This is a genomic window from uncultured Aliiroseovarius sp. (genome assembly GCF_947497285.1).
Taxonomy (GTDB): Bacteria; Pseudomonadota; Alphaproteobacteria; order Rhodobacterales; family Rhodobacteraceae; genus Aliiroseovarius.
This window is the reverse complement of sequence record NZ_CANMFT010000002.1, coordinates 243,662-263,655: the sequence shown is the minus strand read 5'-3', so window position 1 is coordinate 263,655 and position 19,994 is coordinate 243,662. Positions and strand designations below refer to the sequence as shown.

Genomic DNA, 19,994 nt, shown 5'->3' with positions numbered 1-19,994 from the left:
TGGGATGACCATCGACACCGTGTTTACCGAGCTTTCGTCCATGCTAGGCGATCGGCTCAGCCGCTCCAAGTCCGATCTGGACCATCACGGTGGTTCTGAAAGCCATTTCGCCCTTTCCCCGCCCGATGCGGTGGCATGGCCCGAAACCACGGACGAGGTCAGCCGCATTCTGCTCCTGTGCCACAACGCGTCTGTCCCAGTCATTGCTTATGGCGCGGGCACGTCATTGGAAGGTCACACCAGCGCGCCCCATGGGGGGCTGTGTCTGGACATGAGCCGGATGAACGCCCTGATCACCACCGATCCCGGCGACATGATCGCGGTGGTGCAACCCGGCCTGACCCGCGAAGATCTGAACCATGAGCTGCGCATGTTGGGCGTTTTCTTTCCGGTGGACCCCGGCGCCAATGCCTCGATCGGGGGGATGGCGGCAACGCGCGCCTCTGGCACAACCACGGTGCGCTATGGGTCGATGCGCGACAATGTGCTGGGCCTGACCGTGGTGCTGGCAGATGGGCGGATCATCAAAACCGGATCGCGCGCGGCGAAGTCGGCATCGGGCTACGATCTGACGGCGCTGTTTTTAGGCTCGGAGGGCACGCTTGGCATCATCACCGAACTGACCCTGCGCTTGCACGGCACACCAGAAGTGATCAGCGCCGGCATTTGCGCCTTCCCCGATATGGAAGCCGCCGTTGGCACGGTGCAGCAAGTCATCCAGATGGGCATTCAGATGGCCCGCATCGAGTTCGTCGACGCCGACACCGCCCGCGCCTTCAACGGCTATGCCGGCACCGAGATGCCCGAATGCCCGCATCTATTGGTCGAGTTTCACGGAAGCCCTGCCGCGGTGGCAGAAGCCAGCCAAGGCTTTGGCGACATCGCAGACGAGTTTGGCGCGCGCGGATATGAGCACGCCACCCGCACCGAAGATCGCAATGCGCTGTGGAAGATCCGCCACCACGCATATTATGCGGTGTTGTCGCTGCGCCCCGGCGCGCGCGCGATTGTCACCGATATCTGCGTGCCCTTGTCCAAACTGGCGCAGGCGGTCGAAGAAACGCGGGCCGATATTGCCAGTTCAGGTCTGCTCGGCCCGATCCTTGGCCATGTGGGTGACGGAAACTTCCACGCGATCTTGCTGATCGACGACGGCAACGAAGCCGAGAAGGCCACCGCCAAGGCGCTTGCCAAGCGGATGAGCGACCGCGCCCTTGCGATGGGCGGCACCATCACCGGCGAGCACGGCATCGGCATGGGCAAGCTGGAATTGATGGAAGGTGAGCACGGAGACGCATGGGCGGTGATGGGCGACATCAAGGCCGCGCTCGACCCGAGCGGCATCCTGAACCCCGGCAAACTAGTGCCACAAGGGTAACGCGGTTTACCCGCCCAGCAGTTCCTTCGCCGCCGCCCGGCCTGCTTCGGTGATTGTGTCGCCCGAGATCATGCGCGCCACCTCGTCCACCCGCGCCGCATCGTCCAGCGCCAGAACCGTGGAGCGTGTCATGCCCTCCGCCACCGATTTTTGCACCTGCCAGTGGTGGTCGCCCAACGCGGCGACTTGTGGGCTGTGGGTCACCACCAACACCTGCCCGCCATCCGACAATGCTGACAGGCGACGCCCAACCGCATCGGCGGTCGCGCCGCCGACACCCCGGTCGATCTCGTCAAAGATCATCGTCAGCCCATCGGCCTCGCGGGTCAGGCAAACCTTCAGCGCCAGCAGAAACCGGCTCAGCTCTCCCCCGGATGCGATCTTGTTCAGCGGACCGGAAGGCGCGCCGGGATTGGTGGCAACGGTGAAGGTCACCTGATCGCGCCCCTCTGGCCCGCTTTCCGCAACGGCCAGCGCTGTGGTGAAGACAGCGCGTTCCATCTTGAGCGGCGCAAGTTCGCCCGACATCGCCTTGTCCAGATCCTTTGCCGCTGCCTTGCGGGCACGGGTCAAAGAGGTGGCGGCTTGGTCATAGCGCGTCTGCGCTTCTGCCACGTCCTTTTCCAGCCCAGCGATGGCCCCGGCACCTGCATCCAGTGCCACAAGGCGCGCGCGCAATTCTTCGGCAAAGCCACCAAGGTCATCCGGGGCCACCTGATGTTTGCGTGCCATGGCGCGAATCGCGAACAAGCGTTCTTCGGCCTGATCCAGTTCATGCGGGTCGAAGGACAATGTTTCCATTGCTGTTTCAACACCCTGCACCGCATCGCCCAGTTCGGCCAACGCCCGCCCAAGGGCCGAGATTGGCGGATCCAGCGCCTCGCCCGCCTGATCTGCCACGCCTTCCAGCCACCTGAGCGCATCGCCCATCCGGGCCTCGGCCCCTTCGCCAGCGCTCAGCGCTTGATGGGCCTTGGTGATGTCCTCGCCAATCCGTTCGGCGGCCTGCATCAACCGGCGGCGACTGTCGAGCTCTGCATCCTCGCCGGGTTCCGGGGCAAGCGCGCCCAACTCGCCCACCGCGTGGCGCAGAAACTCCTCTTCGGCCTGAGCGGCTTGCAGATCGGCGCGGGCCTGATCCAACGCTTTTTGCGCCTTGGCCAAGTCGCGCCATGCAGCGCGGGTGGCATCAAGTTGCGCGCCAAGCCCGCCAAATTCATCCAGCAATTGACGGTGCACACGCGGGTTCAAAAGACCGCGGTCGTCCTGTTGGCCGTGCAGTTCCACCAGCGTGTCAGACAGGGCGCGCAGCACCTCGCCCGAGGCACGGCGGTCGTTCACCCACGCCGTCTTGCGCCCATCGGCGCGGTTTATCCGGCGCAGCACCAGCTCGTCCTCGACGGGGATACCAGCGTCGTCCAGCACCGCGCGGGCCGGGTGGGTTTCAGGCAGATCGAAGATCGCGGTCACTTCGCCCTGTTCGGCGCCCGTGCGCACAAGATCCGCGCGCCCGCGCCAACCCAGAACGAAGCCAAGACTGTCCAGCAATATGGATTTGCCCGCACCGGTTTCCCCGGTCAGCACGTTCAGGCCCGGCTGAAACTCAAGCTCCAACCGGTCAATGATCAGAAGATCGCGGATATCAAGACCACGCAGCATTGAGCCCCCGGTCGCGCCTTGGCCCATCCCAGATAGGGATCAGAGCCATTCACCTTTGATAAGCTGACGATAGACCTTGTTCAGCCAGTTGTTGCCTTTGGCTTCAGGTTTCAGCCCGGCCTTGGTCAACAAACGATAGCTGCTTTCATACCAAGGGGTCGACTGGAAGTTGTGGCCCAGAATCGCGCCTGCGGTCTGCGCCTCGTTGGTCAGCCCAAGCGACAGATAGCCTTCGACAAGCCGGTGCAGCGCCTCGGCCACGTGGCTGGTGGTCTGGAACTGCTCCACCACCACGCGGAAGCGGTTGATTGCCGCGGCATAGTGCTTGCGCTTGAGGTAGTAGCGACCAATCTCCATTTCCTTCGCTGCCAAGTGGTCGAAGGCCAGGTCGAACTTGAGGATCGCTGATTTGGCGTATTCGGTATTCGGATAGCGTTCGATCACCACACGCAGCGCCTGAAGGGCCTGATAGGTCAAACCCTGATCGCGTCCGATCTCGTCGATCTGGTCGTAATAGCTGAGCGCCAGCAGATACTGCGCATAGGCCGCATCTTCGTCTGCCGGGAAAACATCGATATAGCGCTGCGCACTGGCGCGCGATTGTTCGTAGTCGCGGTCTTTGTGGTAGGAAAAGGCCTGCATGATCAACGCACGCTTGGCCCATTCGGAATAGGGATACAGGCGTTCAACTTCGCCAAACCACTTGGCCGCCTCGGACGGGTCGCCCCGCTCCAGATCGTATTCACCGCGCTTGAAGATTTCTTCGGCGCTCCACTGATCAATGGGTCGCTTTTCCACGGGGGATGCGAACAGACCACCCCCGCCGCCAGATCCGCCGCCGCCCAAACTGCCTGAACTGCCGCCGAGGCTGCCGAAACCCAGACTGCCAGATCCACCGCCGCAAGAGGTCAGAACCATCCCTGACATCAGCGCTGCGCCAATAGCCTTGCCAAAATTCCCGCCGATCATGATCGGTGCCACCCCAAAGATATTCTTGCCAGACCGAAAGATCCGACTTGTTCCTGCTTGTCCTAGCACAGAAATTTTCGAGGCAAAATGGTTTGCTATGCAAATTTCGCGCCTTGGGGTCACATGGTTTGTCGCAGGGCAACACTGTCTTTGCCGAAAAACGCAAAATGCCACGCCGAAACGACGTGGCATGTGGGTCTTAAACACCCGTAGCGCGATGCGTTGACGAAGGCTCAAGCCGACATAGGCAGGTCGGATTTGCGCACACCGACACCCGGCAAACGCCGCGATGCGTTGTCGTCACATTCCACAAGCCGCCAGGCGCCGGGCGTATCAAACAACACACGCAAAAGTTTGTTGGTCATCGCATGTCCGGCCCGGTGGCCCACATAACGCGCTTTCAGCGGCGCGCCGGCCAAGGCCAGATCACCCAGTGCATCCAGCATTTTGTGGCGCACGGCTTCGTTGGCGCGGCGCAACCCGCCGGGGGACAGGACCTGATCACCATCCACGACGACCGCGTTGTCATAAGTGCCGCCAAGGGCCAGTCCGGCATTGCGCATCGCTTCGACATCCGCCTGACGGCAGAAGGTGCGGCAATCGCTCAATTCACGCACGAAGTTGCCGTTCGACATATCAAGGCGCATTTGCTGTGTGCCGATCGCTGCGTCGGGGAACGAAATGTAAAAGTCGATCTCGAACCCGTCTGACGGCTCAAGCCGCGCCCAGGCGGCGTCGTCGCCATCACCTTCGCGATATTCGACGGCCTCAAGCACTTCGATCATCCGCGCCGGGGCTGCCAATTCACGCACCCCTGCCTTGACCAGCCCATCCACGAAACGCGCCGCGCTGCCGTCCATGATCGGCACTTCCGGCCCATCCAGTTCAATCAGCGCGTTGTGAATGCCACAGCCCGCAAGCGCGGCCATGATGTGTTCGATTGTCTTGACTTCGACCCCGGCGTCGTTGCGGATCAACGTGCACAGCGGCGACGGCACACCCGATGCCCAATGCGCAGGGATCAGATTATCGCACCCCGCGACATCGACACGTTTGAACCAGATCCCATATTCTGCCGAGGCGGGCTGGACACGCATACGGGCCGGACGCCCCGAATGGAGCCCGGTTCCGGTAAATGTGACAGTGCTTGCAACAGTCGTCTGCACTTGGCGCCTCTTAGATAGCCTCGGTCCGTCTGGCTTTGGCCCGCGCATGTCTGCGGCAACGGGCGGCCATTGTTCTGCCTCGCACCAGCGGCCGTGGTCGCAACGAACGCAGCGTGGAGTGTCACTGCCTCGATGCGCCCTTGGCCGGCCCGGAAACCGGGTGGTCATCTGGCCCCACACTTCAGCCCTTGAACAAGACTTCTGCAGGACGCCTCTGGCGCGAACCGGCCCATTTGACCGATGACCCAGAGGTAAGTCTTGCCCGGCGCAATCTCAATTCAAACCTCTGTAATGGTTTGTAACATCACCACACGCGTCGCGCCGGCGCTGGAAGCCATCTTAAGTAAGGACAATAAGTCTTTGTTTCTAAAGGTAAAGGGCCAGCCTTTCGGCTGACCCTTGTGTCTTGTCCTGGCTGTGTCCAACCGGCACCAAACCGCCGAATTGAACGACTTGCGCGGGATCAGCCCCCGCGCCGTGTCGATCAGTTGGCCTGACGGCGCAGGAACGCGGGGATCTCGACCTTGTCTTGGTCGGGATCGGGTGCCGCTGTTTGCGGCTGCGCAGGCTGCTCGGATTGCACCGGAGGCTGGTTGCGCACCTGATCTTCAGCACCTGCAGCTCCTGACCCGGTCATCCGGTTGATCAACGAATTGATCCCGAAACGTGGTTTATCCGAAGCGGAACCTGTCGGATGCGCGGGCTGTTGGACAGGGGTTTGACCCTGCTGCTGCGCCCGGGGTTGGTTGTGCACCGCAGCTTGCAGGCGGGCCATCGCCTCGGGCGACGGGGTTCCCGGTGTCGGCGCTTTGGGGGCGACGAACTGTGCAATGCCGGGTTCTTCACCATAGCTTGCTGCAGCGGGGGTGGCTTCAACTTCGTTTTCAGCCGGCTGATACGCGGGCGGGGGAATGTCGCCGCCAGCTTGCTCTGCCTGAAACACGTTTTCGCGGGCTTCATATGCTTGGGCGGGGTCCGCCGCAGAGGCAGCGGGCTCCATGTCGCCAAACAGCGTTGGTTCAGTGGTGGCTTCTGCGGCCACGGCTGCTTCAGGTGCCGGCGCGTTATCGATCGCGGCGGCCGCGGCCACAGCCTCAGGCGCTTCCAGCTCCATCTTCTGCTCCACATCATGGGGCGCTTGCAGCGGTGACGCCAAGCTGCGACGCGGCACCGGCATTTCGGTGTTCACGTCGACCGCGTCGATGCCAGTAGCGACCACGGACACGCGCATCGCGCCTTCCATGTCGGTGTCCAGCGTCGAGCCGACGATGATGTTGGCGTCCTGATCCACTTCTTCGCGGATGCGGTTGGCTGCTTCGTCCAGTTCGAACAGCGTCAGGTCGTAGCCGCCGGTGATGTTGATCAACACACCCTTCGCGCCACGCAGGCTGATTTCGTCCAGAAGCGGGTTGGCGATGGCTTTTTCGGCGGCCTGAATGGCACGATCTTCGCCATTGGCTTCGCCGGTGCCCATCATGGCTTTGCCCATCTCGTCCATCACGGCGCGGACATCCGCGAAGTCGAGGTTGATGAGACCGGGACGAACCATCAGGTCCGTTACACCCTTAACGCCTTGATAAAGCACGTCATCGGCCATCGAGAAGGCCTCGGTGAAGGTCGTTTTCTCATTGGCCAGACGGAACAGGTTCTGGTTGGGGATGATGATCAGCGTGTCGACCATCTTTTGCAGGGCTTCCACACCGTCTTCGGCCTGACGCATCCGTTTTGCGCCTTCGAATTGGAACGGTTTGGTGACAACGCCAACGGTCAGCACACCCAGTTCACGCGCGGCTTGCGCGATGATCGGGGCAGCGCCGGTTCCGGTGCCGCCGCCCATACCGGCGGTGATGAAACACATATGCGCGCCAGCAAGGTGGTCGACGATCTGTTCGATCGATTCCTCGGCTGCCGCTGCGCCGACCGATGCGCGCGCGCCTGCGCCCAATCCTTCTGTCACTTTCACACCCATCTGGATGCGGTCTTTCGATCGCGAATGCTGCAATGCCTGCGCGTCGGTGTTGGCCACTACGAATTCTACGCCCTCGAGTTCCTTCTCGATCATGTTGTTGACAGCGTTGCCACCGGCACCGCCCACGCCAAACACCGTGATCCGAGGTTTCAACTCTTCCTGACCGGGCATGGTAAGGTTCAAAGTCATGATTTGTCCGCCTGTCTATGTCCGCGCCGCACCGATGTTCCCCGATGGCGGCAAATATGGTCTTTTAATTCCGACTGAATCGCCGGTTACTGCCTCATTTGGGTCATGTTACCCCATGAAAGCGCCCTTCGTCACGCCCTAATGGCGCCCAAAGCCGCAAAATATTGGGGGAATCGAAAGGTTTTCAGCAGGATTTCGCCGAACGCACCGCATATTGGGGGTTCGTGGGTCAGATCACCAATTGTCCTTGAACCACTTCAAGGCCCGTCGCAGGCTTCGCGAAGGGTAGGTGTCGGCCGGAATGTCAAAATCCCACCATTCGTCCTGGGGATGCGCTGCAAACAGGCACAACCCCACCGCCGAGGCAAACCCCGCCCCCGTGGCTGCCTGTGGCAGCCCCTGCACCCGCAGCGGTCGCCCGATGCGCACCTGTTGACCCAGAATTTTCGGGGCAAGCCCATCCAGCCCGGGGATTTGGCTGCCGCCACCTGTCAGCACGATTTGCTGGCTTGGCAGATGCTCAAAACCCGAGGCGTCCAGGCAGCCGCGCACCTCTTCTAGAATTTCCTCGACGCGCGGGCGCATGATGCCGATCAGCTCGGCCCGGCTGACCGTGCGCCGGTCATGTTCCCAATCGCCGGTGTCGCCGCCGATCTCGATCATTTCGCGATCATCCATCCCGGTGGCCACGACGCCGCCATAGAAGGTCTTGATCCGTTCGGCCGTGGACAACGGCACCTGAAGACCTTTCGAGATGTCCGAGGTCACATGATCGCCACCCAACCGCACGCTGTCGGAATAAATCATGTGCTTTTTCATGAAGATGGACAGACCAGTTGATCCACCACCCAGATCAATACAGGCCGCACCCAGTTCTTGTTCATCTTCCACCAGCGCCGAAATGCCCGACACATAGGCCGAGCTGGCCAGCCCCGCCAGTTCAAGATCACACCGCTTGATGCAGTAAAGCAGGTTCTGGATCACCGCGCTGTCCACGGTCATCACATGCATATCAACCGCCAGCCGGTTGCCGATCTGCCCGCGCGGATCGCCAAGCCCCGAACGATGATCAAGCGCAAAATTCACCGGCTGCGCGTGCAGGACTTCCCGCCCTTCGCCGATATCGGGCATGTCACAAGACGCCAGCACACGAGCCACGTCATCTTCTGTCACGGCAGTATCGTTCAGGTCGACCGCACCGGCCAGACCGTAGGACCGGGGATTGGCGCCTGAGAAACAGGCGATCACATGATCGACCCGGATATTGGCCATCTTTTGCGCAGCCTGAACCGCGGTGCGGATGGCGCGTTCGGTTTCCTGCATCGCGTCGATTTCGCCAAAGCGCACCCCGCGCGATCGTGTGGTCGACGCCCCGATGACCCGAAACGCGCTTTGTCCTGCCATGGCGCCGATGCCGTCACTGTCGCGAAACTGGCCGGGGCCGTCGAAGCGCAGGATCAGGCATCCGATCTTCGAGCTGCCGACATCCAGAATGGCAATCACGCCCCGCTGCATGGCGGCTTCTCGCATCGAGCGCATGGCGCGCTGTTGGCTGTAAAGATCGGTCATTGCGAGGTCTCTCCGAATTCAAGTCCCTTGATCCGGCGCAGTTCCTCGACCGCAGGGTCGGCAAGGCGCAGCGTCGGGCGCAAGGGGTTTCTCATATCAACAACGGTCAGATCACGGGCCAACACGTCTTGCGCCTGATGCAGGGCAATAACCTGCTCCAGGGCTGCAACGGGGTCATCCGTGGGCAAAAGAATGCGCTGCTTGGTGCCCAGCACGATGTCCCAGCGGCGTTCACCAACGCGCACAAGGCCGCGCAAATCCGCCCCAAGCGGGCGTGCGGTCGCGATCAGCGCCAGCGCTTCATCCACCGCCTTGTCGGCCCCAGCCCCAGCGATCAGCGGAAGATCCGGGCGCCCATCGCGCGCCACCATGCTGGCCACCCGGTGACCGGTCTTGTCCAACAGATCCAGAATGCCTTCGTGGCGCCAGACGATGACGGGTTGGCGTTCTGTAATGGCCACCTCGAGCACGCCACCGGGGCGCACGCGCAATTCGGCTTTTTCAATGACATCAAGCTTTGAGATTTCCTGACGCATCACCTCAAGATCCAGATCAAAGCTGGAGATCGGAAATTCGATCGGCAGCATCTGACGCACGGCGTCGGCCACAACCGGGCTGGCACCTTCGACGGCCATCAGCTTGACCATGAATTCCGGGCGTTCCTGCACAGACCTCTGGATCTGGGCCAGCTTTTCCCCAATCGCATAGCGGTTGGTCGGGTTGGCAAAATACCAGCCCGTCGCCATGAGCACCGCAAAGACTGGCAATCCGACGCGCAGAAAGGCGCGAAACACCGGGGTCAGCCAAAGCCGGTGCACCTTGTAGGCCAGACGCGACGGCGCAGGATCGCGGCGAACGGCCCCCTGCCCCGTCTCAGCCGATGGTTTGGATCTTAGCGATCGCATGACGCGTCCTCCACCATCCAGGCACAAAACTGACTGAAGGAAATGCCCTTGTGCACCGCCTGTTCGGGCGAAAGCGAGGTTGGCGTCATGCCGGGCTGGGTGTTGGTTTCAAGGATGATCAACCCGTCCAGCCCGCGCGTTTCGTCCCAGCGGAAATCCGTGCGGCTGACACCCCGGCACCCCAGCACCTGATGGGCGCGCAGGGCGTAGTCCAGACAGGCGGCTTCGATGTCGGCGGGAATGTCGGCGGGGAAAACGTGGCGCGAACCACCCTCGGCGTACTTCGCGTCGTAGTCATACCAGCCATCGGTCAGAATATCCGTCACCCCAAGAGCTGTGTCGCCCATCACCGAGGTCGTCATTTCGCGCCCCGGCGCATAGGTTTCGACCATCACCGTCTTGGGCATCGTCGGCGCCAGCTTGGGCGGAGAGTTCGCACCGTCCTGCACAATATAGATGCCGACCGAGCTGCCTTCGTTATAGGGCTTCACCACATAGGGCGGCTCCATCACATGGCGCGACCGCACATCGTCCGCCGAGGCCAGCACACTGTCCACAACCGGCAGGCCAGCCATCCGAAACGCATCCTTCGCGCGCTCCTTGTCCATCGCCAGAGACGAGGCCAGAACGCCGGAATGGGTATAGGGGATTTGCAGCCACTCCAGCAGGCCTTGCACGCAGCCATCTTCGCCCCAGCGACCATGCAGTGCGTTGAACACCACATCAGGGGCTTCGGCGCGCAGCCGCTCGGCCAGATCGGGGCCCGCGTCTATCTCTACCACGTCATAGCCTGCAGTCCTCAGCGCCGCGCTGCACTCGCGACCCGAGCTCAAGGACACCTCCCGTTCGGCCGAAGGGCCGCCCAGAAGAACCACAACTTTCGAGACTGTCTTGCCCGACATGCCTGCTTTTGCCTCGTCCGTGATCACACAAAGCGACCAACTGCCCAGCCGTTTCCGGCGCCCATCCGCACATTACGCGCGGCATTTTTCTTTATCGGAGGCTGTACCGCCCCTTTGATAACAGGGCTTTATGCCCCTTGTTTTCAAGGGCGTTTTGCCCCTTTCGACCAGCTCTTGTCGGCTGTGTCCGAAGGGCCTGCCCGACCCCGGTATCTGCGCGCGTCTACCAGCTTATTTGTCTGCCGGTTCACCCACGCGCATAATTTCCCATTGTAGCTTTATGCCACTGTGTTCGTAAACCTTTTTTCTGACCTCTTCGCCCAAACCTTCAAGGTCTGCGGCGGTGGCATCGCCAGTGTTGGTCAGGAAGTTTGCGTGCATCGGGTTCATCTGCGCCCCACCCCGTGTGGCGCCGCGCATCCCCGCATCCTCGATCACCTTCCACGCCTTCAGCTCGTGGCTGTCATCAGCGCGCCCGGTTGAACTGAAACCCGCCGGGTTGCGAAAGGTGGACCCTGCGGTGCGATCCTTGGTCGGCTGGGTTTCGTCGCGCTTGGCCAGTTGGGCCTCCATGCGGGCGGCCAAGGCGGCAGGATCACCCTTGGGTGCCTCGAAAACAGCGTGCGTGATCACCCAGCCCTCCGGCAGATCTGACTGGCGATATTGAAAGTTCAGGTCATCGGCGGTCAACGTCACACGCTCGCCCGTTCGCGTGATCGCTTGTGCCTCAACAAACACGTCGGCCACATAGGCCCCATAGCACCCGGCATTCATCCGCACGGCCCCACCGATGGCTCCGGGAATGGTGCGCAGGAAAGTCAGGTCCACACCCGCATCTGCCGCTTTGCGCGCGACATGAGCGTCAAGTGCGGCGACACCTGCCGTGACGCGGTTGCCGTCGACCGTGATCCCGTTGAAGCCGCGTCCCAGCCGGATCACCACGCCACGAATGCCACCGTCGCGCACGATCAGGTTCGACCCGACCCCCATCGGAAAGACGGGCACATCCGGGTCGAGATCCGCCATAAACCGGGCCAGATCATCTTCGTCTGCGGGCATGAAAAACCATTCGGCAGGCCCGCCGACACGCAGCCATGTCAGGCCCGCCAGATCCTTGTCGCGCACCAGCGTTCCGCGCGTCTCTATTTGGTCAGGAAGGGCCATTTCAACCTCGCATTCTGCGCAGCCACCGGGTCAGGTAGATCACGGGCCAACGCAAGATGGACATCGCCCCTGCCAGCACCAAGACCCCGACCACCGGGCCATTTTCAAAAAACACGTAACCCAATAGCGGAATGCCCACGGCAATCAACCCGTAAGCAGCAGGCCAGTGATGGTGGCGCGACGGAAACAGAGCAATCATCTGCGCGACAACCGCCCAGAAACACGCAAGGATCAGCGAAAGGCTCATGTCCGCCCCAGAGATCTGCGCGCCAGATACCACAAGGGGCGGCGAAACATCGACACGAACCCGACGACGCCGATGCCAGCCCAAAGCCAGCCATGCAGCACGCCGATCCACCCGATCAGAGCCGGTGCGGCGACCAAAAGCACCAATCCCGGCGCGAACTGGCGACGCATTGGCAGAAACGCCACCGCCGTTGCGGCCAACACCCAAAGGGCGGCTGCGATGAGGGCCGGGCTCATGATACCACCGTTGGCAGAAACGACGCCGCCAGCGCCACGAGCGCTGCAAACAAACCCACCCACGGCACCCAGCGTGCAGTGCGGAAGGGGGCGTCGGGCGCTTTGCGCTTCAACGCGATCAGCGCGATATTCACGACGGCGAAGACCACCAGCAACACGCCCGAGGTGACCTCGGCCAGATCCGCGACGGGCAGCGCAAGGGCAGCCCCGATAACGGCCAGACCGACCAGAAACGTCGCCAGCACCGGCGTGCCGAACTTGGGATGCGCGCGGTAAAACAGGCCCAGCATAGGTTCGCGGCGACCCAGCCCGAACAACACACGTGCCGCCATGACGATCTGTGCCAGTACGCCGTTCAGCGCCGCCACGACGGCAATCGCGCCCAATACGACAGGGGTGGTTGTGAAGCCTGCCTCCCACACCAGAACCAGCGGCTGGTCCGAGGCCGCAAGGTCATCGACCGGCACGACACGGATCGCTGCCAGCGCCACCAGCGCATAAAGTGCGGTGGTCACCACCAGTGAAATCAGGATGGCGCGGGGCACGATACGGGTGGGGTCGCGGGTTTCTTCGGCCATGTTCACAATGTCTTCGAACCCGATAAAGGCAAAGAACGCCAGCGCCGCAGCCCCGGCCACACCCGGCCAGTAAGGCGGCGGCAAGGTCGCGATATCCGCCACCGTGGGTGCAGAAAACCCCGCCCAGATCACCGCGCCCAGTCCCAAAAGCTCTACCACCGTGAACAGGGCGGCCAGTGACAGGCTTTCCAGCACGCCAATCGCCGCCACGCCTGCCAAGGCAACGCCAAAACCGACAATCGCCCAAGCGGCCGGGACATCGACGATCGAGGTCAAATAGCCCACCCCGCCCCGCAGCACCGCCGCCGCCGACACCGAACCCGCGACGACGATCGCCAACCCAATCAGCACCGCCAGCAGATGGCTGTTCAGCCCCTTTTCGACGAACGCGGCCTCGCCCGAGGCTTCGGGGATGCGCGAGCTGAGTTCGGCATAAGACAAGGCCGAAGGGGCCGCGACCAGCCCCGCCATCAAAAACGCCAACGGCGCCCAGATCCCGGCTTCGGCCGCGACCGCACCGACCAGCACGTAAATGCCTGCGCCGACCATGACGCCGACGCCATACATGGTCAGCAGCCCAAGGCCTAGATTTCGCTTGAGCGGCGCTGCTTCTGGTCGTTTCATATGTCGGACTCGGTCAAGCAATCACCTGTTGATAGGGCCGGTTTCAACCGCCCGCGGACGCCGTTTGCAACCGCTCTGCAAGACGGTTCGCCCAGGCCGAGATCGTCCCGGCCCCAAGGCACACCACCATGTCGCCCGGCTTGGCGTATTCGCGCACTAGTGCGCTTAGCGCCTCTTCGTCAGGCACCGCCAGGGCATGGCGGTGTCCATGCGCCACCAGGCCCGCGACCAGATCGTCGCGGCTGGCGCCTTCGATCGGGTCTTCGCCTGCGGCATAGACATCGGCAATGCCCACCACGTCTGCCTCGTTGAAACAGCCACAGAAGTCTTCGAACAGGCCATGCAGGCGCGAATACCGGTGCGGTTGGTGGATGGCGATCACACGCCCGTTGGTCGCTTGGCGCGCGGCCTTGAGAACCGCTGCGATTTCCACCGGGTGATGGCCGTAATCGTCGATAATGGTCACGCCGTTCACCTCGCCCACGCGGGTAAAGCGGCGGTTCACACCCCCGAACGCCTTGAGGGCTGCGCGAATCTCGTCGCGTTTCATGCCCAGATGGCGTGACACGGCGACGGCCGCCAGCGCGTTCGAGACGTTGTGATCGCCCGGCATTGGCAAGGTGCAACCGTCGATCCGTGTGCCTTCGTTGTTCAGCTCGATGTCGAAATGGGCCACGCCCGCTTCATAGCGCAGGTTCACCGCGCGCACATCCGCTTGGGCATTGAACCCAAAGGTCACCACACGTCGGTCGGTGATCTTGCCAACCAGCGATTGCACCTCGGGGTGGTCGGTGCAGCACACAGCAAGCCCATAGAAGGGAATGTTCGACACGAAATCCAGAAAGCCCTGACGCAGCGTATCGAAGTCACCCCAGTGTTCCATATGTTCGGGGTCGATATTGGTGATGATGGCAATGGTGGCAGGCAGGCGGTTGAATGTGCCGTCGCTTTCATCAGCTTCGACCACCATCCATTCGCCCTGCCCCATACGCGCATTTGAGCCATAGGCGTGAATGATCCCCCCATTGATCACCGTGGGGTCGATACCGCCATGCACCAACAATTCGGCCACCATGGTCGTCGTCGTCGTCTTGCCATGCGTGCCTGCGACCGCGATGTTGGATTTCAGGCGCATCAGTTCGGCCAGCATCTCGGCCCGGCGCACAACCGGCAAGCCGCGCGCGCGCGCGGTGTCCAGCTCCGGGTTGCCCGGCTTGATCGCGGACGAGATCACCACGACCTCGGCCCCCTCAAGGTTTTCCGCGCGTTGGCCGATGAAGATCTCGGCCCCAAGCTCGGCCAGCCGATCGGTGATCTTGGAGCGTTTCAGATCCGATCCCTGCACCCGGTAGCCATGGTTCAGCAACACCTCGGCGATGCCCGACATCCCGATCCCGCCGATCCCGACAAAGTGGATCATTCCCATTTCAGTGGGAAGCTTGGTGGCTGCAGCATTCATAAATCGACCTTCCAAAAAACAGGCGGCTTGATAAGTGTTCGTGGTGCGGGGTTACGCCGAAGGGGCGTGCGCCGTCAATTCCTCAACCAGTGCGACAAGCGCGGTCGTGGCATCGGGACGCCCCTGCGCCAGCGCCGCACGGGCCATCTGTTCGGCGCCTTGAGGGTGCTCCAGCACCATCGCGATCTGTTCACACAGCATTGCCGGATCAAGCCGGCTTTCCGGGATCAAAATCGCCGCACCCGCATCGACCAGACCACGGGCATTCGCCGTCTGGTGGTCTTCGGTCGCATGGGGATAGGGCACCAGAATGGACGGGCGACCAATGACCGAGATATCGGCAACAGACGATGCCCCTGCCCGGCTGATCACCAGCTGCGCTTCGGACATGCGGCGCGGAATGTCGGTGAAAAACGGCTGCACGTCGGCCCGAATGCCATGCGCGTCATAGAAGGCTGTCACCCGCTCCAGATCCTCGTCGCGCGCCTGATGGCTGACCGAAACATGGCGGTGCAGATGTTCAGGCAGGGCCGCGATGGCGGCGGGAACAGCGTCCGACAAGGCACGCGCCCCTTGCGAGCCGCCGATCACCAGGATCGACATCGGATAATCGCCCGGCGCGATGTAGCCGGCGCCTTGACGGGCCATAACCTCGCCTCGGACCGGGTTTCCGGTGTGAATACCATGCGCGCCGTTGGGCAGCGCGGTCGGCCATGTGCCACAGGCCACTGCCGTCACGCGGGTGGCAAAAAGCTTGTTTACCCGCCCCAGAACACCGTTTTGTTCATGGATCATGCGCGGCAAGCGCAGCACGGATGCAGCCGCCAACGCCGGAATGGTCGGATAGCCGCCAAAGCCTATGACGGCTTCGGGCCGGTCGCGCCGCATTTGCCATATCGCGCCCAGAATGCCCGCCCCCACGCGAAACGGCACCAGCAGCTTGGCCAGAAGACCGCCCCGCGAAAAGGTGGCAGAGCTGACTTCCTCTATTTCGACAACATGGGGAAACCCACTGGTATAGCGCGCGCCGCGGGCATCCGTGGACAGCTTGACCCGCCACCCCTTGCGCAGCATCGCTTCGGCCAAAGCCTGAGCGGGGAACATGTGCCCCCCGGTGCCGCCGGCCGCAATGATGAGCAGCGGTGTCTTGCGAATGGTCTTGGCGCTCATCGCCCTGCCCTTTGGTTGAACACATCCTGTATGCGGCCTTGCGGGCGGGTGCGGGTAAACGCCAGCAACATACCAAGCGCGATGCCCCCGGCGATCAGGGACGATCCGCCATAGCTGACAAAGGGTAGCGTCATGCCCTTTGCGGGCAAAAGCCGCACAGCCACGCCCATATTGATCAGCGCCTGAATGCCAAACATCGCGGCGAGTCCAGACCCGGCAAGGCGTGTAAACGTGTCGCGTTCACGGATCAGGCGCATGAAACTGCGCACCACGATGGTGGCGTAAAGCGCGATGATGACAAGGACCAGGATCAGGCCATATTCCTCGGCGGCGACGGCGATAATGAAATCGGTATGCGCATCAGGCAGCGACCATTTTACCTGACCCTCGCCGACACCAACGCCAAAAAATCCGCCTTCGCGGATGGCATTGGTGGCATAGCCAAGCTGGGTTGTCGGGTCCACGTCCGGGTTCAGAAAACCGTCGATGCGGCGGGCAAAGTGCTCGGAGTTATTGTAGGCGAACATACCTGCCAGAACGACGATGCCAGCGGCCGCGGCCAAAAGCACAATCGGCGCACCGGCGAGAAAATACATCACGCCCCATCCAAACAGGATCAAGGCGGCTTGGCCAAAATCGGGCTGCATCGCCAGAAAACCCACGATCAACAACACAAGCCCCAGCGACATGCTACGCCCGGGCGGGCCATTGATTTCCTGACTGGCCGCCATCAGCCACGCGGCAACCACGACAAAGCCGGGCTTCAGGAACTCGGACGGCTGGATCGAGGCGAAGCCCAGCGAATACCAACGCGTCGCCCCCTTGCCGAAATCGGTGCCGAGCAGCGGCAACAGCATCACCGCAACCAAGGCCACGGCAAAGCCGACCACGCCAAGCCGGCGCACCAATTGTGGACTGAGCATGGTGGTGACAAACAGCGTGATCAGCGCGGCAAGACCAAAGACCAACTGCCGTTGCACATAGTGAAAATGGCCAAGCCCGTTGCGTTCCGCCAAGGGCGGCGACGCGGCCAGCCCCAGCAAGATGCCGATCCCGAACAGGATCAGAATGCACGACACCGACCACTTGTCGATCGTGCGCCACCACCGGGGAAGAATAGGGTCGCCGTCACGCGCGGGAACCGCGCCGTATACCATTTCTGTCATGCGAAAATGCCTGTCACTTGTCCGTACCGCTTGTCTTCACCAACGGACGGCCCCGTTTTCGGGTGCTGCTACCGCTGATCCTCATTCGCCCGTCTGATGCGGGTCATTGCGCAAAGGATAGCTAGGTTTTCACCGTTTTTCCAGACAATTCGCGCCGCATGCCCACCCTTACGCAATCAACTGCCGGGTGGGCTGACGGCGCGCGATTTCGACCGGTCGCGGCCAAGCTGCGCTTCTCGCCAGATGATCACCATCCCGGCGCTGACGACGATGCCTGCGCCCACCAACATTTGCAGGGTCGGCAGTTCGCCAAAAAAGACGTATCCGAAGGCCAGCGCGAAGATCATCGACGTGTAGTCGAACGGCGCAATGGTCGACGCATCGGCATGGGTATAGGCGGTCGTCAACATCAATTGGCCGACGCCTCCGGCAAGCCCCGCACCCAGCAAAAGCGCAAACTCCCACGCCGTCGGCCAGACCCAGCCGAAGGGCAGCGACAGAAGGGACATGCAGATCGCCGTCAGCGAGGCGTAGATCACGACGGTTGAGGGTGGATCAATGCCCACCAGCTTGCGCACAAGGATCTTGGCAACCGCCACGCAGCACGCGGCAATCAGCGCCAATACCGCCCCGAACGCCCTGAGCGCGTCAGCCTCGCCGCTGCCGCCAAAGCCTTCAAGCCGTGGCCATAGAATGACCAGCACACCGACCAGCCCCGCCAGCACCGCGCCGATGCGCACCATCCGCACCTGTTCACCCAAGAAGATCGCAGCAAGGATGACCGTGACAATCGGGGCGGCATAGAAGATCGCCGTAACCTCGGTCTGTGGCAGGTAGCCGAGCGCGGCAAAACTAAGCCCCATCGCCAACACACCAACCATGCCTCGACTGATATGACCCCACGGGTTTTGGGTGCGCAAAGCTGAATGCAGGCGCCCTTCATAGGCAAGCCAACCCAAGATCACCGGAAGCGCGAAGAACGACCGGAAGAACACCGCTTCGCCCACAGGAACATGGCCCGACACGGCTTTCACCATCGTCTGAAGCGAGATGAAGAAAGCCACCGAGCCGAGCTTTAGGGCGATGCCGCGAGAAGGGTTCATCCCCCTCGCTTAGCGCGTTTGCCTGACGGTTGGAAGCGAGAGGCCGTTGAAACGAAAAACGCCCCCGACATGCGGGGGCATTCCTTGATCGTTGCTTTCGTCTAGTTGATCATCGTCAACAAGGTGTCCAGCGACTGTTTCGCGTCACCATAGAACATGCGCGTGTTCTCTTTGAAGAACAGCGGGTTTTCGATGCCCGAATAGCCGGTGCCCTGACCACGTTTTGACACGAAGACCTGCTTGGCCTTCCAGCATTCCAGAACCGGCATGCCGGCGATGGGGCTGTTGGGGTCTTCTTGGGCGGCCGGGTTCACGATGTCGTTCGAGCCGATGACGATGGCGACATCCGTATCAGGGAAGTCGTCGTTGATCTCGTCCATCTCAAGCACGATGTCGTAGGGCACTTTGGCCTCGGCCAGCAGCACGTTCATGTGACCGGGCAGACGACCCGCAACCGGGTGGATTGCGAAGCGAACGTTCTTGCCCTTGGCACGCAGACGGCGGGTCAGCTCGGCCACGTTTTGCTGGGCTTGCGCCACAGCCATACCGTAACCGGGGATGATCACCACGCTGTCGGCGTCTTCCAAAGCAGCCGCCACACCATCGGCGTCGATGGCGATCTGTTCGCCTTCGATTTCCATGGCGGGACCAGAGGTGCCGCCGAAACCGCCTAGAATGACGCTGATGAACGACCGGTTCATCGCCTTACACATGATATAGGACAGGATCGCACCGGACGAGCCAACCAGCGCGCCCACAACGATCAGAAGGTCATTACCAAGGCTGAAACCAATCGCCGCCGCAGCCCAGCCTGAATAGCTGTTCAGCATCGACACAACGACGGGCATATCCGCGCCGCCAATACCCATGATCAGGTGATAGCCGATGAAGAAGGCGGCCAGCGTCATCACAAAGAGCGGGAAGAACCCACCCGTGTTGAAATACCAGATCAGGCAGATCAACGACAGGATCGCGGCACCGGCGTTCAGCATATGCCCACCGGGCAGCTTTTCTGCCGCCGATGTGACCTTGCCCGCCAGCTTGCCGTAGGCGATGACCGACCCGGTGAAGGTCACGGCACCGATGAACACGCCCAAGAACAGCTCGACCCGCAGGATGTTCTGCTCGACCGGCGTTTTATGCGCAAGAAGGGCTGCGAAGCCTTCAAGCCCGTGGCGGGCCTCTTCGTTCATCGACAACACGTTGCCCAGTTCGATATGGGCGTTGTAGCCCACGAATACAGCGGCCAGACCAACCAGTGAGTGCATCGCGGCGACAAGCTGCGGCATCTCGGTCATCTGGACCTTTTGCGCCACATAGGTGCCGATGATACCACCGCCGACGATCAGAAGGATCGACAACAGCCACAGGCCCGAGCCGGGGCCAACCAGCGTGGCGACAACCGCCAGCGCCATGCCGACAATGCCATACCACACCGCGCGTTTCGCGCTTTCCTGTCCTGACAAACCGCCAAGGGAGAGGATGAAAAGAACTGCCGCAACAACATATGCGGCCGTGGTGAAACCAAATTCCATGATCCC

17 protein-coding genes are annotated in these 19,994 nt (G+C 61.9%); 1 reads left to right on the top strand and 16 read right to left on the bottom strand.

Annotated features, from left to right (window positions below):
- The first annotated feature begins 4 nt into the window (after positions 1–4).
- Positions 5–1,378 (top strand): FAD-linked oxidase C-terminal domain-containing protein, encoded by a 1,374-nt coding sequence (locus Q0864_RS04730; RefSeq protein ID WP_298566600.1) that lies wholly within the window; start codon positions 5–7, stop codon positions 1,376–1,378.
- Between the two features lie 6 nt (positions 1,379–1,384).
- Here Q0864_RS04730 and recN read toward each other — a convergent pair whose 3' ends face one another.
- The 16 genes from recN to Q0864_RS04650 all read right to left on the bottom strand — a co-directional run bounded on the left by recN (position 1,385) and on the right by Q0864_RS04650 (position 19,988).
- On the bottom strand, positions 1,385–3,037 hold the full coding sequence (gene recN, locus Q0864_RS04725; protein WP_298566599.1) for a DNA repair protein RecN: 1,653 nt from the start codon (positions 3,035–3,037) through the stop codon (positions 1,385–1,387).
- Between the two features lie 39 nt (positions 3,038–3,076).
- Positions 3,077–4,018, bottom strand: coding sequence for an outer membrane protein assembly factor BamD (locus tag Q0864_RS04720; protein WP_298566598.1), 942 nt, complete (start codon positions 4,016–4,018; stop codon positions 3,077–3,079).
- Between the two features lie 221 nt (positions 4,019–4,239).
- On the bottom strand, positions 4,240–5,172 hold the full coding sequence (lpxC, locus tag Q0864_RS04715) for a UDP-3-O-acyl-N-acetylglucosamine deacetylase (protein WP_298566597.1): 933 nt from the start codon (positions 5,170–5,172) through the stop codon (positions 4,240–4,242).
- Positions 5,173–5,656: 484 nt separating this feature from the next.
- The gene (gene ftsZ / locus Q0864_RS04710) at positions 5,657–7,330 is read right to left on the bottom strand and encodes a cell division protein FtsZ (protein WP_298566595.1); all 1,674 of its coding nucleotides are present in this window, start codon (positions 7,328–7,330) and stop codon (positions 5,657–5,659) included.
- Positions 7,331–7,564: 234 nt separating this feature from the next.
- Positions 7,565–8,899 (bottom strand): cell division protein FtsA, encoded by a 1,335-nt coding sequence (gene ftsA / locus Q0864_RS04705; protein ID WP_298566594.1) that lies wholly within the window; start codon positions 8,897–8,899, stop codon positions 7,565–7,567.
- Positions 8,896–9,804 carry a cell division protein FtsQ/DivIB gene (locus Q0864_RS04700; protein ID WP_298566593.1) on the bottom strand — a complete coding sequence of 303 codons (909 nt, stop codon included), beginning with the start codon at positions 9,802–9,804 and terminating at the stop codon, positions 8,896–8,898. Before Q0864_RS04700 ends, ftsA begins: the two co-directional genes overlap by 4 nt.
- Positions 9,792–10,706: a D-alanine--D-alanine ligase gene (locus tag Q0864_RS04695; protein ID WP_298566789.1), complete on the bottom strand. Its 915-nt coding sequence runs from the start codon at positions 10,704–10,706 to the stop codon at positions 9,792–9,794. Before Q0864_RS04695 ends, Q0864_RS04700 begins: the two co-directional genes overlap by 13 nt.
- Positions 10,707–10,937: 231 nt before the next feature.
- Complete coding sequence (murB, locus tag Q0864_RS04690) at positions 10,938–11,870, bottom strand: UDP-N-acetylmuramate dehydrogenase (protein ID WP_298566592.1); 933 nt, start codon at positions 11,868–11,870, stop codon at positions 10,938–10,940.
- 1 nt (position 11,871) lies between these two features.
- Positions 11,872–12,117 (bottom strand): DUF2484 family protein, encoded by a 246-nt coding sequence (locus Q0864_RS04685; protein ID WP_298566591.1) that lies wholly within the window; start codon positions 12,115–12,117, stop codon positions 11,872–11,874.
- On the bottom strand, positions 12,114–12,353 hold the full coding sequence (locus tag Q0864_RS04680) for a DUF2484 family protein (RefSeq protein WP_298566590.1): 240 nt from the start codon (positions 12,351–12,353) through the stop codon (positions 12,114–12,116). Before Q0864_RS04680 ends, Q0864_RS04685 begins: the two co-directional genes overlap by 4 nt.
- Entirely contained in the window at positions 12,350–13,555 is a 1,206-nt protein-coding gene (locus Q0864_RS04675) for an APC family permease (protein ID WP_298566589.1), read from the bottom strand. Before Q0864_RS04675 ends, Q0864_RS04680 begins: the two co-directional genes overlap by 4 nt.
- Before the next feature lie 43 nt (positions 13,556–13,598).
- Positions 13,599–15,014 (bottom strand): UDP-N-acetylmuramate--L-alanine ligase, encoded by a 1,416-nt coding sequence (gene murC, locus Q0864_RS04670; RefSeq protein WP_298566588.1) that lies wholly within the window; start codon positions 15,012–15,014, stop codon positions 13,599–13,601.
- A gap of 51 nt (positions 15,015–15,065) precedes the next feature.
- Positions 15,066–16,184 carry a UDP-N-acetylglucosamine--N-acetylmuramyl-(pentapeptide) pyrophosphoryl-undecaprenol N-acetylglucosamine transferase gene (locus tag Q0864_RS04665; protein WP_298566586.1) on the bottom strand — a complete coding sequence of 373 codons (1,119 nt, stop codon included), beginning with the start codon at positions 16,182–16,184 and terminating at the stop codon, positions 15,066–15,068.
- Positions 16,181–17,350, bottom strand: a complete 1,170-nt coding sequence (gene ftsW, locus Q0864_RS04660) for a putative lipid II flippase FtsW (protein ID WP_298566585.1) — start codon at positions 17,348–17,350, stop codon at positions 16,181–16,183. Before ftsW ends, Q0864_RS04665 begins: the two co-directional genes overlap by 4 nt.
- Before the next feature lie 176 nt (positions 17,351–17,526).
- A complete protein-coding gene (locus Q0864_RS04655; RefSeq protein WP_298566584.1) occupies positions 17,527–18,453 on the bottom strand; it encodes a DMT family transporter in 927 nt (308 codons plus the stop codon).
- 101 nt (positions 18,454–18,554) lie between these two features.
- Positions 18,555–19,988: an NAD(P)(+) transhydrogenase (Re/Si-specific) subunit beta gene (locus Q0864_RS04650; RefSeq protein WP_298566583.1), complete on the bottom strand. Its 1,434-nt coding sequence runs from the start codon at positions 19,986–19,988 to the stop codon at positions 18,555–18,557.
- Positions 19,989–19,994: the final 6 nt, after the last annotated feature.

Coding starts and splice junctions, on each gene's coding strand:
- Q0864_RS04730 (WP_298566600.1), top strand. CDS start 5: ATGACCATCGACACCGTGTTTACCGAGCTTTCGTCCATGCTAGGCGAT.
- recN (WP_298566599.1), bottom strand. CDS start 3,037: ATGCTGCGTGGTCTTGATATCCGCGATCTTCTGATCATTGACCGGTTG.
- ftsZ (WP_298566595.1), bottom strand. CDS start 7,330: ATGACTTTGAACCTTACCATGCCCGGTCAGGAAGAGTTGAAACCTCGG.
- ftsA (WP_298566594.1), bottom strand. CDS start 8,899: ATGACCGATCTTTACAGCCAACAGCGCGCCATGCGCTCGATGCGAGAA.
- Q0864_RS04700 (WP_298566593.1), bottom strand. CDS start 9,804: ATGCGATCGCTAAGATCCAAACCATCGGCTGAGACGGGGCAGGGGGCC.
- Q0864_RS04695 (WP_298566789.1), bottom strand. CDS start 10,706: ATGTCGGGCAAGACAGTCTCGAAAGTTGTGGTTCTTCTGGGCGGCCCT.
- murB (WP_298566592.1), bottom strand. CDS start 11,870: ATGGCCCTTCCTGACCAAATAGAGACGCGCGGAACGCTGGTGCGCGAC.
- Q0864_RS04685 (WP_298566591.1), bottom strand. CDS start 12,117: ATGAGCCTTTCGCTGATCCTTGCGTGTTTCTGGGCGGTTGTCGCGCAG.
- Q0864_RS04680 (WP_298566590.1), bottom strand. CDS start 12,353: ATGAGCCCGGCCCTCATCGCAGCCGCCCTTTGGGTGTTGGCCGCAACG.
- Q0864_RS04675 (WP_298566589.1), bottom strand. CDS start 13,555: ATGAAACGACCAGAAGCAGCGCCGCTCAAGCGAAATCTAGGCCTTGGG.
- murC (WP_298566588.1), bottom strand. CDS start 15,014: ATGAATGCTGCAGCCACCAAGCTTCCCACTGAAATGGGAATGATCCAC.
- Q0864_RS04665 (WP_298566586.1), bottom strand. CDS start 16,184: ATGAGCGCCAAGACCATTCGCAAGACACCGCTGCTCATCATTGCGGCC.
- ftsW (WP_298566585.1), bottom strand. CDS start 17,350: ATGACAGAAATGGTATACGGCGCGGTTCCCGCGCGTGACGGCGACCCT.
- Q0864_RS04655 (WP_298566584.1), bottom strand. CDS start 18,453: ATGAACCCTTCTCGCGGCATCGCCCTAAAGCTCGGCTCGGTGGCTTTC.
- Q0864_RS04650 (WP_298566583.1), bottom strand. CDS start 19,988: ATGGAATTTGGTTTCACCACGGCCGCATATGTTGTTGCGGCAGTTCTT.